This window comes from Desulfurispirillum indicum S5 (assembly GCF_000177635.2).
Classification (GTDB): Bacteria; Chrysiogenota; Chrysiogenetes; order Chrysiogenales; family Chrysiogenaceae; genus Desulfurispirillum; species Desulfurispirillum indicum.
In genome coordinates this window covers 2028837-2044281 of the sequence record NC_014836.1, presented here as the reverse complement: position 1 = coordinate 2044281, position 15445 = coordinate 2028837, and the positions used below count along the sequence as shown (strand labels likewise).

General features: G+C 58.8%; 12 protein-coding genes. 7 read left to right on the top strand and 5 right to left on the bottom strand.

Annotated elements, in window-relative coordinates; genetic code table 11:
* Window position 1 precedes the first annotated feature (1 nt).
* Window positions 2-1717, top strand: a complete 1716-nt coding sequence (locus tag SELIN_RS09615; protein ID WP_013506471.1) for a complex I subunit 5 family protein — start codon at window positions 2-4, stop codon at window positions 1715-1717.
* Window positions 1718-1783: 66 nt separating this feature from the next.
* On the opposite strand, the gene SELIN_RS09610 is transcribed toward SELIN_RS09615, so the two are convergent.
* From SELIN_RS09610 to SELIN_RS09590, 5 genes are all read right to left on the bottom strand, one after another.
* The gene (locus tag SELIN_RS09610; RefSeq protein WP_156788120.1) at window positions 1784-2371 is read right to left on the bottom strand and encodes an acetate uptake transporter; all 588 of its coding nucleotides are present in this window, start codon (window positions 2369-2371) and stop codon (window positions 1784-1786) included.
* A gap of 190 nt (window positions 2372-2561) precedes the next feature.
* Complete coding sequence (locus SELIN_RS09605; protein ID WP_013506469.1) at window positions 2562-3374, bottom strand: metallophosphoesterase; 813 nt, start codon at window positions 3372-3374, stop codon at window positions 2562-2564.
* Entirely contained in the window at window positions 3374-4522 is a 1149-nt protein-coding gene (locus tag SELIN_RS09600; protein ID WP_041726028.1) for a DUF294 nucleotidyltransferase-like domain-containing protein, read from the bottom strand. The genes SELIN_RS09605 and SELIN_RS09600 overlap by 1 nt, the downstream gene beginning before the upstream one ends.
* Entirely contained in the window at window positions 4459-5907 is a 1449-nt protein-coding gene (locus tag SELIN_RS09595; RefSeq protein WP_013506467.1) for a cache domain-containing protein, read from the bottom strand. Before SELIN_RS09595 ends, SELIN_RS09600 begins: the two co-directional genes overlap by 64 nt.
* Before the next feature lie 115 nt (window positions 5908-6022).
* The gene (locus tag SELIN_RS09590; RefSeq protein WP_013506466.1) at window positions 6023-7315 is read right to left on the bottom strand and encodes an O-acetylhomoserine aminocarboxypropyltransferase/cysteine synthase family protein; all 1293 of its coding nucleotides are present in this window, start codon (window positions 7313-7315) and stop codon (window positions 6023-6025) included.
* 246 nt (window positions 7316-7561) lie between these two features.
* Here SELIN_RS09590 and SELIN_RS09585 point away from each other — a divergent pair, with 246 nt between their 5' ends.
* The 6 genes from SELIN_RS09585 to SELIN_RS14120 all read left to right on the top strand — a co-directional run bounded on the left by SELIN_RS09585 (window position 7562) and on the right by SELIN_RS14120 (window position 15234).
* On the top strand, window positions 7562-10576 hold the full coding sequence (locus SELIN_RS09585) for an acyl-CoA dehydratase activase (RefSeq protein ID WP_013506465.1): 3015 nt from the start codon (window positions 7562-7564) through the stop codon (window positions 10574-10576).
* 35 nt (window positions 10577-10611) lie between these two features.
* Window positions 10612-11991 carry a CoA activase gene (locus SELIN_RS09580; RefSeq protein ID WP_013506464.1) on the top strand — a complete coding sequence of 460 codons (1380 nt, stop codon included), beginning with the start codon at window positions 10612-10614 and terminating at the stop codon, window positions 11989-11991.
* The gene (gene rsgA / locus SELIN_RS09575) at window positions 11981-13054 is read left to right on the top strand and encodes a ribosome small subunit-dependent GTPase A (RefSeq protein WP_013506463.1); all 1074 of its coding nucleotides are present in this window, start codon (window positions 11981-11983) and stop codon (window positions 13052-13054) included. The genes SELIN_RS09580 and rsgA overlap by 11 nt, the downstream gene beginning before the upstream one ends.
* A 185-nt stretch (window positions 13055-13239) precedes the next feature.
* A complete protein-coding gene (locus SELIN_RS09570; protein WP_013506462.1) occupies window positions 13240-14004 on the top strand; it encodes a TOBE domain-containing protein in 765 nt (254 codons plus the stop codon).
* 82 nt (window positions 14005-14086) lie between these two features.
* Entirely contained in the window at window positions 14087-14833 is a 747-nt protein-coding gene (modA, locus tag SELIN_RS09565; protein WP_013506461.1) for a molybdate ABC transporter substrate-binding protein, read from the top strand.
* Complete coding sequence (locus tag SELIN_RS14120; RefSeq protein ID WP_013506460.1) at window positions 14833-15234, top strand: TOBE domain-containing protein; 402 nt, start codon at window positions 14833-14835, stop codon at window positions 15232-15234. Before modA ends, SELIN_RS14120 begins: the two co-directional genes overlap by 1 nt.
* Window positions 15235-15445: the final 211 nt, after the last annotated feature.

Sequence of the window (15445 nt, the reverse complement as noted above, 5' to 3'; positions counted from 1 at the left end):
TATGGATGCGCTGCTGTGGCTCACCATCGTCTTTCCCCTGGCTGTAGCGCTCCTGCTGGGAACCAAAGCCCGGCGCTACGTGCTGCTGCTGATTCCCGCCAGCGCCCTGGTGGCCATTGGGGTGGCCCTGCTGCCCTATCAGCAGCTTTCAATGCCCTGGCTGCTGCTGGGGAGTCGTATTGGTACCGACGCGGTCAATGTGGTCTTTTTGCTGCTGGCTGGGGTTCTGTGGAGCATCAGTGCGCTCTTCGCCCGTGGTTATATGGCCGACAAGGTGAATCTCAAGCGCTTCTATCTGTTTTTTCTGCTGAGTATGGCGGGGAACCTCGGAGCCATACTGGCTCTGGATCTGGTGAGTTTTTACACGTTCTTCGCCATGATGACCTTCTGCGCCTACGGCATGATTATTCAGGATGGCCGTGACAGCTCCCTGCGGGCGGGAAAGGTGTATCTGGTGCTGGCCATCATGGGAGAAGCGCTGCTGCTGGCCGGCATGTTCACCATCGGGCGTCAGCTTGGCAATGTGGATCTGCAGCAGCTGCCCTTGGTGTATGATCAGCTCGCCAACCCCACCGTGACTGCTGGTCTGCTGATGGCGGGTTTTGCCGTGAAAATGGGCGCGGTGCCCGTGCATGTCTGGCTTGCGCTGGCGCACCCCAGCGCCCCCGTGCCCGCCAGCGCGGTGCTCAGTGGTATTATCATCAAGACGGGTCTGCTGGGCTGGCTGCGCTTTTTGCCCCTCGGCACCTTTCTGGTTATGGATGGACTGGGGGTCGCCATGGTGATCATGGGGGTGGTGTCTGCCCTCTTCGGGGCGGTGGTGGGCATGGTGCAGCGCAAGCCAAAGACGGTGCTGGCCTACTCCAGTATCAGTCAGATGGGCCTGGTGACGTGCCTGGTCGGCCTGGGACTGCTCTTTCCCCACTCCTGGGAGATCATATTCGCCGTTCTTCTCATCTTTATCCTGCACCATGGCCTGGCCAAATCGGCCCTCTTCCTGGGGGTCGGTATGACCAGCCATCATGCCAGATACAGCGGCCCCCTGCTGTTGATTCCCGCCCTGGCTCTGGCGGGTTTCCCCTTCACCAGCGGATTCCTGGCAAAGGGTGGCTTCAAGGAGGTGGTCTCTGCCCTGCCCCATGAAGCCATCAGCCTGTACGGACCAGTGCTGCTCAGCCTGAGCACGGTTCTGACCACGCTTCTGCTGGCGCGCTTTGTCTTTCTGGCCTGGCCTGAGCGCGCGAGAACCGGCACATTTCAGGCATCGCTTTTGCGCTGGTGCACCCTGCCCTGGCTTCTGAATATCTGGCTGCTGCTCCTGCTGCCTTTTTTCGCTGCTCACTTTGTCAGCAGGCCGGTGCTCAGCCAGTTCCCCCTCGGTTCCCTGCTGGAGGGCGCCCTTACGATTCTGGCCGCCGCTGCCTTTGCCTGGCTGCTGTGGCGTTTTGTTGGCACGCTGCCTCGCTGGGCGCGTATTCGCGAAGGGGATCTGCTGAATCCGGTGACCGGATGGCTCAATCGGCTGCTCTTCTGGCTGATTCTGGAACGCAGTCAGTGGCTCTTTCCCAAAGAGAAATCTCTGCCGCAATCCGGCCCCATGCCCCTGGAAAAGCCCCTGATTCGCCTTGAGGCGTACCTGTGCCGCACCCCGCTGGTTGGAATCGCGGTGTTGCTCCTGCTGCTTGGCCTGGTGGCGCTTTTCGTAGCCGGAAACTGAAACGGGGCGAAGCCGGAATGGCCTTGCCCCGATAATGCTTGCATCTGAATGTATCAGGCGCCCTGTTTAGATGGGCAGGACATCGCGCCCGAACTGCTCGTTCAGGATCTCAGCTATGGCCAGGTAAAAGGCGCAGGCACCGCAGAGGATGCCTTCCCAGCCGGCGATTTTCCCGATGAGTTCCGAGCCTGTCCAGTCCCGTACGGCCAGCAGGAAAAAGAGGATAAAGAGCAGGAAGAAGATGAGCTGCAGGACCCGGTTGGCCTTGAGGGTGCCCACAAACATGAAGAATGAGAAAAGCCCCCACATGAAGAGGTACCAGCCCAGGTATCCCGCGGGTGTCTTCTCCGCGATTCCCATTTCGGGAAAAATCCAGATAGCCGACAGGGACAGCCAGAAAAAACCATAGGAAATAAATGCGGTGGTGGCAAAGGTGTTCCCGGTTCGTGAACCGAGAATGCCCGCTACGATCTGGGCGAGACCGCCATAGAAAATCCCCATGGCGATAATCATGACGCTGACGGGGTAAAATCCGGCATTGTGAATATTCAGCAGAATGGTCGTCATGCCAAATGCCATGAGTCCCAGGGGGCCGAAGTTGACCGAGGGAAGGTCCTTGGCCGTGTAGGGACGGTTGATGACGGGATGGGGCATGTGTGGTTGCTGAAATTCCGGGGCTTTAGCCATAATGCTCTCCTTTGTGAAACATGGTCTTTTGTGCAGATGCGAATATTGTAATGGGTATATGTTTCCCGGTCAAATGAAATGTAAAACCATGTTTTGGTTTACTGATAGGGGTGTGCGTGATTCCCGGTTTACGATATGGGGGCGTTGTCGCGGCTTTTCAGAGGGCGAAGGTGCGCTCGGGAGCAAAGGGCTCACCACAGACCTCTTCATGGGGGTAGCCCTGCTGGTGGCTTATGACATGGGTATTCAGAATGCGGGCATTGATGTTGTGATGAGTGTGTCCGTGGATCCAGGTATCAACGCAGGTGTTTTGCAGAAGGGAGGGGTGGTTGCTGATCATGGCTGCTGCCAGTGGGCTGTTGTCGTTTTCCGGCTCACTGGCGTAGTAAATGGGCGCGTGGTGGGTGATGACAACGGTTCGTCCCTTCCACGGGCTCTTCAGCTGCTGTTCAAGCCACTGCAGAGACTGCTGGAAAACCCAGGTGGTGTCTTCGGGCTGCAGGGGGCGGCCGTCCCGAGTCAGGATGGCTTCGTAATCGGGCATGTGTACTCGCGCGTACTCACGGCAGAAGTCGGCGTGACCGGCGCCATAGAGCTGAAAGTCACTCCAGAGGGTGCAGCCCAGGAAGCGCACGTCACCGAAGGTGAAGGTGTCACGCTCCAGGATGTGGACGCCGCTGCCGTGGCAGCGCAGACGCGCCTCGGTAAAGAGCGAGGGGAAGCGCTGGCCGTAGAATTCATGGTTACCGAAGACGTAGAGTACCGGAATCTCCAGCCGCCTGGCTTGGGCAATGGCCCACTCCACACCCCTGAGCCCTTCGTGGATGTCGCCGGCCAGAATGAGGATATCTGCCTGTGCTGCGGGGACATCGAAGGGAGTGCCGCATTCGAAATGCAGATCGGAAAGAACCTGCGCCTGCAGCGTTCGCCGAGTGGCCGCTCCGGTGCCGGCCCAGGATGACGGAACCATCACTGGGTCCTCCCGGTGAAATCCTGTCGGAGTTTTGCCAGGAAATCGTTGATCTTGTTGAAGACATTCTTCAGCGTCATCTGTTCGATATGGGTCAGAGATTTCAGCTGAATCAGGTTGTCGATGGGCAGACCCTCTTTGGCTTCCAGGGCCTGATATTTCAGGCGCAGCTGCATCAGGAAGTCGTACACCAGCAGCATCTCACTGTACTCGCTTTCCTTGAAGATGCCCCGTTCGTGCAGTCGCTGGATGCGGTCGAGGGTGTGGGTTTCGCCGACACCATAGCGCAGTGCCTGGGCGCGGGCGATGTTCACCACGGGCATCATGGCGTCCTTGATGTCAAAGCTGCCCTGCTGCTCGTCTTTGGGGGAGCTGGTCATGATGTTGCCGAAGAGTCCGATGGGCGGTTTGTAGCGGAAGGCATTCTCCGCAAGCAGGTAGATAAACAGCGGATTCTGCTGCCATTCGCCCTGGATGTGCTCGCGAAGCTCTTCCACCATGCTCCGTTCGCCGTACACACAGCGGAAGTCGAAGAAAATATTGATTTCCAGCATATCCTGGGGTTCAGCGGTGTGGACCCAGGTGGTGAAATAGCGCTTCCATGTACTCAGGGGCTGGCACCAGTCGGGGTTCTGGGCCATGATTTTTCCCGGGCAGTAGCTGTAGCCGATGTCGTCCAGCCAGGCGCAGACCTTCTCGGCCATGGCCAGGAAGTACTGGCGCACCTCGTCCATCTGTGACTCAGGAACCGTGTCATCAAAGAGAATGGCGTTGTCCTGATCCGTACACAGGGTCTGTTCTTCGCGTCCAACGCTGCCCAGGGTGATAAAGGCAAAGCGGGTGGGTGGGTCGCCCAGTTCGGCCATGGCAAAGTGCAGCAGCTTGCGGATGATGGCGTCGGAGAGATTGGAGATGATGCGGGTGACGTTGCGGGGGCGGGTTCCGCTGTCGAGAACCGCCTTGATGAGCATGGGGAGTTTTTCGCGGCGCTGGCGGATCTCTTCGGGGGATTCGGCGCTCTGGATGGACTGCACCAGCGATACGGCGGAGTAGCCCTGGATTTTCAGCAGGTCGGCGCGGTTGATCATTCCGCACAGCACGCCATTGCTGTCTTCCACCGCCAGCCAGGGGATATCCTCATCCTGCATGACCAGCGCCGCCTCAAAGACGAGGGCGCGGTCATGATGCTGAGCACCGGAAGCTCCGGGTCGACTTTGCGGGCGACGACCCGCTCACGGATATCGTAATCGGTGAGGATGCCCAGGTACTGGTCGCGGTCGCTGGTGACCATGAGGGCGCCGGTACCTTTCTGGCCCATGAGTCTGGCGGCGCGTCGGATGCTGGTGTTCATGTCGCAGGAGAGCAGGGGCCGGATAAAGTCCTTGATGCCGTGATGAAAGAACTGCAGTGCCGCCTGCAGTTCTGCCACCAGGGCGTCGCGCTCCTCTTCGGCGCGGCGGTTCTCCATGCGCGATATGGCGCTGATGTCCCGGATGATCAGGGTCAGGGCGCGCTGACCGGCAACTTCGATGGCCGAGCAGGTTATAAGCGCATCCAGGGCTGCTCCTGTGCGCGTCAGCAGCTGGGCTTCGAACTTTTCGGCGGCCTTGTGGCCGGCCATGAGCGCCTTGATGTGTTCCAGTGCCGGATGCTGATTGACATCGGCTCTGGCGAAGAGGTCGAAAATGCTCAGGAGCCTGAGTTCTTCATCGGTATATCCCAGCATCAGTGCCAGGCTCCTGTTGGTAACCATATCCCAGTTGCCAAGCAGCAGGATGAAGCCGTCGGTGGAGGCTTCCACCAGGGCGTGGTATTTCTCCTTGGAATGGGCCAGGTCAGTTTCGGCGCGCTGTCGGGCGCGTTCGATGGTGATGCCCTGGACCACGACAAAGAGCACGATGCCCGCGATGACGAAGGTGATTCCCAGGGAGATCAGCAGGGTGTTTTCGGTCATTTTCTGAATGTCATGGCGCACATCATCCACATAGATGCCCGTTCCCACGATCCAGCCCCAGGGTTCGAAGAGTTTGACATAAGAGATCTTTGGGGCGATGCCATCCTGATCCCGTGTCTGCCAGTGGTAGTCCACAAAACCGCTGTGCTGGCTGCGGGTCAGCTCGGCAAACTCTGCAAAAAGCCGTTTGCCCTGGCAGTCCTCGAAGTCGCTGACATCCTGACCTTCCAGATCGGGGCGGTGGGGGTGGGCCAGCATGCGCGGCTGCTGATCCAGCAGCCAGAAGTAATCCTTGCCATCCTCGCCATAGCGCATGGTTCGTATGACGTTACTGGCAATCTCTTTGGCCGACGCTTCACTGACAGCCCCCCTTTCGTACTCCATGTGCATGTCCTTGAGCACACTCCAGGCGGTTTCGGTCAGCTGGCGCGTCGTCTCCTGGCGCTCGCTGATCAGGGCGTTTTCGGTAGCGGGAATGACCAGGAAGAGAATGCTGAAAAGGAAAAGAAGGATGGCGATGGCAGCAGGAAAGGCAATCCTGAGAAAGAAGAGCTGCCAGCTTTTTCGGCTCTGCTTCATGAAAACACCCCCACGTTTCCGAATTGGAACCGTGGGGGATAGTACAATAGAAAGCGGAACTCCTCAACAGTGAACTGGTGAATTGTTGCCAGGGGGGGAGTCGTGATGCTGCTGGTCAGGCCTTCAGCAGGGCCTGGTCGATGTCTTCCAGGATGTCGTCAATGTGCTCCAGTCCAACAGAGAGGCGCACCAGCTCAGGGGTGAGTCCACTGGCCTTCTGCTGCTCAGGGTTCAGCTGAGAGTGGGAGGTGCTGGCGGGATGCAGCGCCAGGGATTTGGCGTCACCCACATTGGCCAGGTGGGAGAAGAGCTGCAGGTTGTCGATAAAGCGCGCTCCGGCTTGCGCGCCACCTTGCACACCGAAGACCACCATGGCGCCAAAGCCGTTTTTCAGATACCTGCTGGCGATGGGGTAGGTGCGATCGCTTTCCAGTCCCGGGTAGCGAACCCACTCCACCTTGGGGTGCTTTTTCAGGAACTGTGCTACGGCCACGGCGTTCTCGCAGTGTCTATCCATGCGGAAGGGCAGGGTTTCAATGCCCTGCAGGAACATCCAGGCGTTGTCGGGGGAGAGGCAGGCGCCCAGGTTGCGCAGGGGAACGGTGCGCAGGCGCAGGGCAAAGGCGATGGGGGCCAGGGCTTCGGGCAGATCATGGGCCCAGCGCAGGCCGTGGTAGTTGGGGTCCGGTTCATTGAAAAGAGCGAAGCGCGGGTTCTGCCAGTTGAATGTGCCCGAATCGGTCACCATGCCGCCGATGGCATTGCCGTGGCCCCCCATCCACTTGGTGAGGGAGTTGATGACAATGTCGGCGCCGTGGTCGATGGCCCGCAGGAGGTAGGGGGTGGTGAAGGTGCCGTCCACCACCAGGGGCAGCTGGTGTTCGCGGGCGATTTTCGCTATGGCGGCAATGTCGGTGAAGTCGAGAACCGGGTTGCCGATGGTTTCAATGAAGATGAGCCGCGTCTTGTCGGTAATGGCTTCGGCGAAGGCAGCCGGATTTTTTGCGTCGACGAATTTCGTGTTGATGCCAAGCTGGGGCAGAATGGCGTCAAACATAGTGTAGGTGCCACCGTAGAGGTTGTTGGCGGCGACGATTTCATCCCCGGCACGGGCGATGTTGATGACGGTATAGTGGATGGCGCTGGTGCCGGAAGCCAGGGCGACCGAGGCTGCTCCGCCTTCCAGCAGGCTGACCCGCTGCTCCAGCATGTCATTGGTGGGGTTCATCAGTCGCGAGTAGATGTTGCCAAGTTCCTTGAGGCCGAAGAGGTTGGCGGCATGTTCGGTGTTCTTGAAAACATAGGAACTGGTGCGGTATACGGGCACCCCACGGGAGAGGGTGACCGGGTCGGGCTCTTGTCCGCCGTGCAGGGCCAGGGTTTCAAAGCGATAGGGTTTCTTTGCCATAGATCACTCTCCTGTGGATTATAGTGGTGATATCCTGCCCGCTAAAGATGACAATGTCAATTGGAATTCTTTTATATGGCAAATTCTGCGGCCGCAGCAGTTCGGTGCGTAGGGGTATTTTCACGGCAGTGGTGGCGCCTTTTCGTTGTAGCAATAGTTACAAAGTGGTAAAATTCAAACACTGGTTGGCAATTGTTACCGTTACTGCGGTTGCCAGTGAGCATTGCCGGTGTTGAGGAGCTGCCTGTGTATTTTATTGGCCTTGATGTAGGCTCTGTCAGTATTAACGCGGTTGTTATCGACAGCCACGGCCATATTGTTCACGAGGAACCTTACCGTCGGCACTTCGGCCTGGTAAACGAGGATGTTGCCACCACCCTGCAGGGTGTCCTGGAGCGCTTTGCCACCAATGAGATTGGTGGCATCTGCTTTACGGGAATCCAGGGACAGCGCGTGGCTTCCGTGGTGGGCGCTCCCTTTGAGGTGGAGACCATCGCCCAGGTTGCCGGTGCGCTGCACATTGCCCCGTCGACGCGCTCCATCATCAGTATGGGCGGACAGGATGCGTCGCTGTTCCAGATCGGACACAACGGGGACGGCTCCTGGTATCTGGACGCCTTTCACATGAACGGGCCCTGCGCCTCAGGGACGGGCTCCTTTATCGACCAGCAGGCTGAGCGTCTGGCCTGCGCCCTCTATGGCGATGACTTTCAGCTCAGCCACGAACGCCTGGACAGCCTGCTGCAGGACTTTATCAATCTGGGCCAGCAGAGCACGTCGCCAGCGGCGGTGGCCTGCCGCTGCACCGTCTTCACCAAATCCGACATGATTCACCTGCAGAACAAGGGCGAGTCCCTGAGTAATATCATTGCCGGCCTGCACAGCGGCAACGCCGCAAATTACATGAGTACCATCGTGGCCAATCGCGAAGTGCTTTCCCCGGTGATTTTCATTGGCGGCATGGCTTCCAATGCGTTGCAGGTGGAGGCTTTCCGCCGTTATTTCCCCGACCTGCAGGTGCCCTTGCACCATACCTCACTGGGCGCTCTGGGCGCGGCCCTGCGCGTTCGCAACCGTGGCGACGGGACCGCCGGTATTGATATGGATGCCCTGCGCCAGAACCATCAGCACAGCAGTGATTTTCCCCGCACGGCTCCACTGGAGCTGCGCTATACTCATTTTGAGACCGATAACTCCCTGAAACCCTTTGCCCCCGATAAACCGGTCAGGGCGTTTCTGGGGATCGACATCGGCTCCACTTCCACCAAATACGCCCTCATCGATGAACAGGGCACTCTGATCGGCAAGTGCTACCGTCCCACCCAGGGCAAGCCCATTGAGGTCAGCCAGAAGCTGCTGCGCCACATGCTGGAACACTCCGGGCCGCAGGTGGAGCTGCTGGGTATTGCCACCACCGGCTCGGGGCGCAATGTGGTGGGGGATTTTGTCAGCGCCGACCTGATTCTCGACGAGATCACCGCCCATGCCACCGGGGCAGTCGCCGTTGATCCCTCCATCGACACCATCTTTGAAATCGGTGGTCAGGATTCCAAATATATCGCCATCGATGGTGCCTATCCAGTGGACTTTGTCATGAACAAGGTCTGTGCGGCGGGTACCGGCAGCTTTATTCATGAGCTGGCCAACAAGATGAAGATCAATATATTTGGCGAGTTTCAGGAGATCGCCCTCTCGTCGCCGGCACCGGTACACCTGGCGGAACGCTGTACGGTCTTTATGGAGTCGGATATGGCCGGTTACGCACAGAAGGGCGCCGGCCGCGACGAACTGATCGCCGGGCTGTGTTACGCCATTGTGCATAACTACCTGCATCGCGTGGTGGAGAATCGCCCCATTGGCAAGAAGGTCATGTTCCTGGGTGGCCCCTCCCTCAACAAGGGTATTGTGGCGGCATTCGAACGGGTGTTGGACCGGCCGGTGCTGGTGCCGAAGCACCGCGAGGTCATGGGAGCCTTTGGCGCGGCTCTGACTCTGATGCGCTCCTCTCGTAACCAGGGCCTGAGTGTGCGCCAGCGCGACCTCTCCCAGTTGTGCGAGGCCACTGTGGAGGCCCGCGAAAGCATTTGCCGGGCGGAGAAAGACTGTCACAATGAGTGTAAGCTGAAGATCTACCAGTTCGGCCAGCGCAAAAGCATCTGGGGTGGCGACTGCGGACGTTTTGAAGTCTCCCACCACGAAGGCAGAGCCGCGTCCAACTATTTCCTGGAGCGTCAGCAGCTCTTCCGAGAGTACCTGGAGCGGCAGCCGGTCATTTTCGCCACACCATCCCTGTCCCGGCAGCCCGGCACCGTTGGGCTGCCGGCTTCCCTGCATGTCCTTGACTGGGGTATATTCTGGACTCACTTTCTGTCCGGCCTTGGACTCCAGGTGGTCCTGACACCACCTACCAACGGGGCGCTTGCCCTGCTTGGCACCGAGTCCATGACTGCCGAAACCTGCTATCCCGTCAAGGTGTTCCATGGCCATGTGGCGGCCCTTGTGGATCAGGTGGAGTGGCTCTTCCTGCCCAATGTCATCAATGTGCCCATCGCGGAATCCGATGAACGGGGGTATCTGTGTCCCCTGGTGGAAAGCTCCCATTTTATGACCAAAGCGGCCCTGCGGCTGAAAGAGCAGCAGGTGATCAGCCCCACCGTGCACCTCAAGGATGGTGTGCAACTGGTGACAGAGGCCCTGTGGGAGGGTTTTCCGGCAGTACTGCGCGCCGATCGCAAGACCTTCCGCCGTGCCGTGGAAAGCGCCTGGCAGGTCCAGCAGGAGTTCACCCGCGCCATCAGGCAGCGGGGCGAGGAGATTCTGCGTGACGCTGACCCTGACGAACCCTTGTGGGTGGTGACGGGCCGTCCCTATAATCTCTATGACGAAGGACTGAATCTGCAGATTGGCAAACATCTGTCAAAGCTTGGCATAGCCGCGCTGCCCATGGACTTCCTCCACCTGGATGGCGAAGACCTCAGTGACTTTCCCGGCATGTACTGGGGCCTGGGCGGACGCATCCTGAAGACGGCCAAGGCCATTGCCCGCCACCCCAACTGGTTCGGTCTGCATATCAGCAACTTCTCCTGTGGTGCTGACTCCTTCCTGGAGCATTTTTACCAGCATATTCTCCAGGAAAAACCGTCGCTGATGCTGGAGCTGGATGAACACAGCGGCGTGGCCGGAACCCTGACCAGGGTGGAGGCCTTCCGTAATGTCGTGAATAATATTATGATGCGTCAGCGCGCGACCACTTCCGGCTGATGACGCACGCTTCCCCGATCACAGGAAAGGATCAAATGGAGCAACAACCAGAACCCCGTGTTTTTTTTGATAACCTGCGCAGTGTGGCGCGTTTTGATGTATCGGCCAAGACCCTGCTGATTCCCGATATGGAACCCTTCGGTGCCCGCCTGCTGGCGGCCTCCTTCCGCGCCTTTGGCGTCAACGCCCGCGTGATGGAAACCTACACCGGCCTGGCCCTCGGTAAGGAGTTCACCTCGGGCAAGGAGTGCTTTCCCTGTCAGGTGACCCTGGGGGATGTGCTCCACCACCTGGAAGGTGAGCGCAAACGCCTTGGGGAGGACTTTCGCGCCGAAGAGTACGTCTACTTCATGCCGGAGGCCGATGGTCCCTGCCGCTTCGGCATGTACAATAAAATGCAGCGCCTGGTGCTGGATCGTTTTCCCCATTTCCGGGATGTACCCATTCTCTATCTCTCCACCAAGGATGGTTACTCTTCCTCGGGCATTCTGCCGGACGGCAGGACAAAGAGCTTTCGCAAGCTGGCCTACATGGCGACCATCATCGCCGATATTCTGGGACGCATCACCTGGCGCACCCGGCCTTACGAGCAGGAGCCCGGCAGCGTGAACACCTGGATCACCCGGGGGCTGCAGTCCATGGAACAGCTGATTGAACAGCGCGGTGCTGATCTCGATCTGGACGCGTTGCGCCAGGAAGTGGCCCGCATCGCCCGTGGTGCCGCTGAACTGATGGATCGAACGCTGGAGCGGCGGCCACGCATTGGTATAGTCGGTGAAATCTATATCCGCAGCCACCCTGAATCCAACCGCGATGTCATCGCCCAGCTGGAGTATTTCGGGGCGGAAGTGGTCAACGCCTCTTTGGGGGAGTGGGTGCAGTTTGTCTCCTATGAGACCACCCTGAACCATCGCAAATCCCTCAGGGACAGCTGGAAGACCCGCAGGCTTTCCCAGGTACCCCGGTACCTGAAACGGTGGCTGCTGGGCGAAGTGGAAAAACGCTACCTGGCGCGTCGCCAGCACCAGCTGTATGCCAGTGCCCTGCAACACCTGGACATCCAGCGCGATCACTCCGTGGATGAAGTGCGTCACCTGGTGGAAGGTCAGGGGCTCTTTGACTTTGCCATAGGCACCGAAGCGCCCCTGAGCATCGGTGGGGCGCTGGAGTATATCGCCGCAGGCTTCAACGGTGTCGTGAACCTCTATCCCTTCACCTGTATGCCCAGCACCGTGGCCTCCTCCATCCTCAAACCCATGCTGCACGATCGCCATGTTCCCTACCTGGATATCAGCTGCGACGACTCCACGCCCCCTGGTCGGGAAGTCGCCCTGCAGACCTTCATGTACCAGGCCCGCCAGCATCACGCCCGCCAGCTTCAACAGACACAAGGAAACTCCGCCAATGCACAGTGAACACGCCTCCCTGTTTGCCGCGTACCACCACCTTGAGCCAGCGGAACCCGGCATGGTGATGGCCCGTGTCAGCTGCGTTATGGCCAAAAACCTGCTGACCCTGGTGCGTCCCGACACGGAGCTGGATGCCGTGGTGGCGGGAGCCCTGCAGCACAGCGCCCGCGAAGCCATCGACCTGCCCGTGGTGGGTGATATGGTACTGGCCGATAGTCGCGGCGAAAAGACCATGGTGGTGGAGGTTCTGCCCCGCAGGAATATTCTGCTGCGCAAATCCGTTGTCAAGGATCTGCAGGCTCAGGCCATTGCCGCCAATGTGGACGTGGTTTTTGTCATCACCTGTTTTGGCCCCGATTTCAACCTGCGACGGCTGGAACGCTATGTGCTGGCCGTGCGGGCCTGTGGCATTGAATGCACGATTCTCATCAACAAGGCCGACCTGGTGGAATCCGCCGAAATCGATGAGCTGCTGGAAGAGATACGCGGTATCCTCGGTAATGTCCCCATTCATGCTGTCAGTGCCCATACGGGCCGTGGTATGGACGGTCTTGGCGCCTATGCCACCAGCGGCCAGACCATATGCTTCATCGGTTCGTCGGGTGTCGGCAAGTCGAGCCTGGTAAACGCCCTGGCCGGTGAAGAGGTCATGGCCACTTCCCACAACCGCCACTGGGATGGCAAGGGCCGCCATACTACCACCATGCGCCAGATGCTCTTTCTGCCCGGTGGCATCACGGTGATTGATACACCAGGCATGCGCGAGTTTGCCCCCTGGATCATGGACGAAAGCCAGGTGAGCCTGGCCTTTGATGACCTTGAGGAGCTGGCAGCCCAGTGCCGTTTTGGTGACTGTACCCATACCGCGGAACCAGGCTGCGCTGTACTGGCCGCTGTGGATGACGAAACTCTGGATGCCAATCGCTATGAAGCCTATCTGAAGCTGGTGGAACAGACCCGGGAGCTGCAGCAGCGCCGCACTCTGCGGGGCATCACCGAGCGCAAGCAGCGGGAAAAATCCAGCAGCAAGGCCCTGCGCAAGCACCTGGCAGACAAGGGGCGGCGCTGAGATTTTTCCTGTCGGTTTTCCTTCACTTGACAGAAATATGATGGGCATAAACATGACATTTTCTGTGCTGCCTCTTCCCGTGCCCTCATTGCGGGCAGATCCAGGGAAGTGGCACGCACTTTGCTACTTGACTATCGCTATATAGTGCACTATATAGCGACGAGAAGTGTTTTCAGGAGGGTGTCATGGGAATGACCGGCAATCAGCCTTTTGCCCTGAGCGAAAAGCGCATTGAGCTCTTGCGCCAGATCGACCGCTGCGGTTCCCTCAGCGCTGCCGCCAAGGCGGCGGGCATGAGTTACAAGGGAGCCTGGGACGCCGTTGACGCCATCAACAACCTTGCCGAGAAGGTTCTGGTGGAGCGCATCAGTGGTGGTCGTGGCGGCGGTGGCAGCCTTCTTACCGAGGAAGGGAAGCGGGTGCTGCGCATGTACGACCTCTACGCCGAAGCACAGCGTCGTTTTCTGGAGGAAATTGCCCGCCACGGAGGCTCTGCCCAGAGTATGGAGAATTTTTTCCGGAGGATCGGCATGAAGACCAGTGCCAGAAATCAGTTCAGTGGGCGGGTATCAAGGCTGCGCCGTGGAGCCGTTAATGACGAGGTGGTGGTAGGCCTCAGTGGTGGCGACGAGATCACGGCCATCGTCACCCGCGACAGCGCCGAAGCCATGGAACTGGCCGAGGGCAGGGAAGTGTACGCCCTCGTGAAAGCCAGCTCAATTTTGCTGGCGACGCAGAAGCCGGAGAACATCAGTGCCCGCAATGTGCTGGGCGGTACAGTGGAGCGAGTGACCGGGGGCGAAGTGAACGCCGAAGTGGTCCTTGAGCTGCCCGGCCAGGCGCGTTTGGCCGCAGTCATCACCCGCGAATCCCTGGAGCGCATGGAATTGAAGGCCGGACAGCCCGCCTGGGCTGTGTTCAAGGCTTCCAGCGTGATACTCGGGGTGTAAATTTTTTTCGCAACCGCTATATAGTTATGTATATAGCGAAAGATTTTAGCAGTATCAAAGGTTCTGCCAAAGGAGAGAGATGATGAGGCGTTTTCTGTTGGTTATGATTCTGGTTTCAATTTGTATAAGCAGTGCTCTGGCTCAATCCCTGACCGTGGTTGCAGCTGCCAGCATGCGCTTTGCCATGGAGGATGCTGCCAGGAGCTTTGAAAGGGCACATCCGGGCAGTTCCGTGGAAGTCGTCTATAGTTCCAGTGGTAAAGCTTATGCCCAGATTATCAATGGCGCTCCGTTTGACATGTTCTTTTCAGCTGATATGCACTATCCCCAGACGCTGCACAGGGAAGGATATACCATGGGCGAAGCCCATGAGTACGCTGTTGGCCGCATTGTGTTGTGGCAGCGTAAAGGGGGGGCAGTGGACCTGAACAAGGGAATAGCTGGACTGGATACCCCCGCCGTACGCCGTCTTGCCATTGCGAATCCCGAGCTGGCACCCTATGGTTTTGCCGCACAGGAAGCGCTGGAAACGGCGGGTTTATGGGAAAAGTTGTCGCGTCGTTTGGTCATGGGAGAGAATATCTCCCAGGCATCACACTTTGCTGCCAGTGGAGCCGCTCAGGCAGGTATTATTGCCTACTCCCTGGCTCTTTCTGATGACATGCAGCGCATTGGCGAATTCGTCTTGATAGATGAGTCCATGCATAGCCCCATGCCTCTGGGATTTGTGATCTTAAAAAGGGCCGAAGGCAACGCCCTGGCCCAGGATTTTGCCGCGTTTATTGTGGGGCCAGAAGGCAAGGAAGTTCTCGCGCGGTATGGATTCTGATGAACACCCTGACCGGAATTATCAACGCCATTGACAGCGACGGCAGCCTCAGCCTGGTGGATATAGCTGTAGCCGGCACGCACACCATGAGCGCCCTGGTGGTGGAAACCCCTGAACAGTGCCCCTGGCTGCGCCAGGGCAACAATGTGCGGGTGCTGTTCAAGGAGACGGAGGTCTCCATTGCCAAGGAACTGCGAGGTCAAATCAGCCTGCGCAACCGCCTGAGCGCCACCGTCACCGCCGTGCGCAGCGAAGGGATGCTGGCGGAAATCAGCCTGGACTTTGCTGGTCAGCAGATCGTCTCCATCATCACCAGCCGCTCGGCCAGGCGTATGGAGTTGAAGGTGGGGGATGGTGTGGAGTGGCTTGTGAAGGCCAATGAAATCTCACTTTCAGGCTAACAGGCTTCTGAAAAACCCTCATCTGCTGCGTTGCTCGCCGTCGCGCGTCACAGCAGCGTACGGGGAGTACGCTTCATTTGTGAAGGAATCGCCATTCACGACTGCGCGGCGAACTTTCAGCAGGAGCGCCAGCGTTCCGAGAGCGAGCCCGGATGGCGAGCGGCAGAGACTCGAGCCATGGATGAAAGTGAGCGTCTCTGGGAGGAATGCG

What these genes read in the sequence shown, in the direction of transcription:
- SELIN_RS09615 (WP_013506471.1), top strand. Translation starts at nt 2, where the DNA reads ATGGATGCGCTGCTGTGGCTCACCATCGTCTTTCCCCTGGCTGTAGCG.
- SELIN_RS09610 (WP_156788120.1), bottom strand. Translation starts at nt 2,371, where the DNA reads ATGCCCCATCCCGTCATCAACCGTCCCTACACGGCCAAGGACCTTCCC.
- SELIN_RS09605 (WP_013506469.1), bottom strand. Translation starts at nt 3,374, where the DNA reads ATGGTTCCGTCATCCTGGGCCGGCACCGGAGCGGCCACTCGGCGAACG.
- SELIN_RS09600 (WP_041726028.1), bottom strand. Translation starts at nt 4,522, where the DNA reads ATGCAGGATGAGGATATCCCCTGGCTGGCGGTGGAAGACAGCAATGGC.
- SELIN_RS09595 (WP_013506467.1), bottom strand. Translation starts at nt 5,907, where the DNA reads ATGAAGCAGAGCCGAAAAAGCTGGCAGCTCTTCTTTCTCAGGATTGCC.
- SELIN_RS09590 (WP_013506466.1), bottom strand. Translation starts at nt 7,315, where the DNA reads ATGGCAAAGAAACCCTATCGCTTTGAAACCCTGGCCCTGCACGGCGGA.
- SELIN_RS09580 (WP_013506464.1), top strand. Translation starts at nt 10,612, where the DNA reads ATGGAGCAACAACCAGAACCCCGTGTTTTTTTTGATAACCTGCGCAGT.
- rsgA (WP_013506463.1), top strand. Translation starts at nt 11,981, where the DNA reads ATGCACAGTGAACACGCCTCCCTGTTTGCCGCGTACCACCACCTTGAG.
- SELIN_RS09570 (WP_013506462.1), top strand. Translation starts at nt 13,240, where the DNA reads ATGGGAATGACCGGCAATCAGCCTTTTGCCCTGAGCGAAAAGCGCATT.
- modA (WP_013506461.1), top strand. Translation starts at nt 14,087, where the DNA reads ATGAGGCGTTTTCTGTTGGTTATGATTCTGGTTTCAATTTGTATAAGC.
- SELIN_RS14120 (WP_013506460.1), top strand. Translation starts at nt 14,833, where the DNA reads ATGAACACCCTGACCGGAATTATCAACGCCATTGACAGCGACGGCAGC.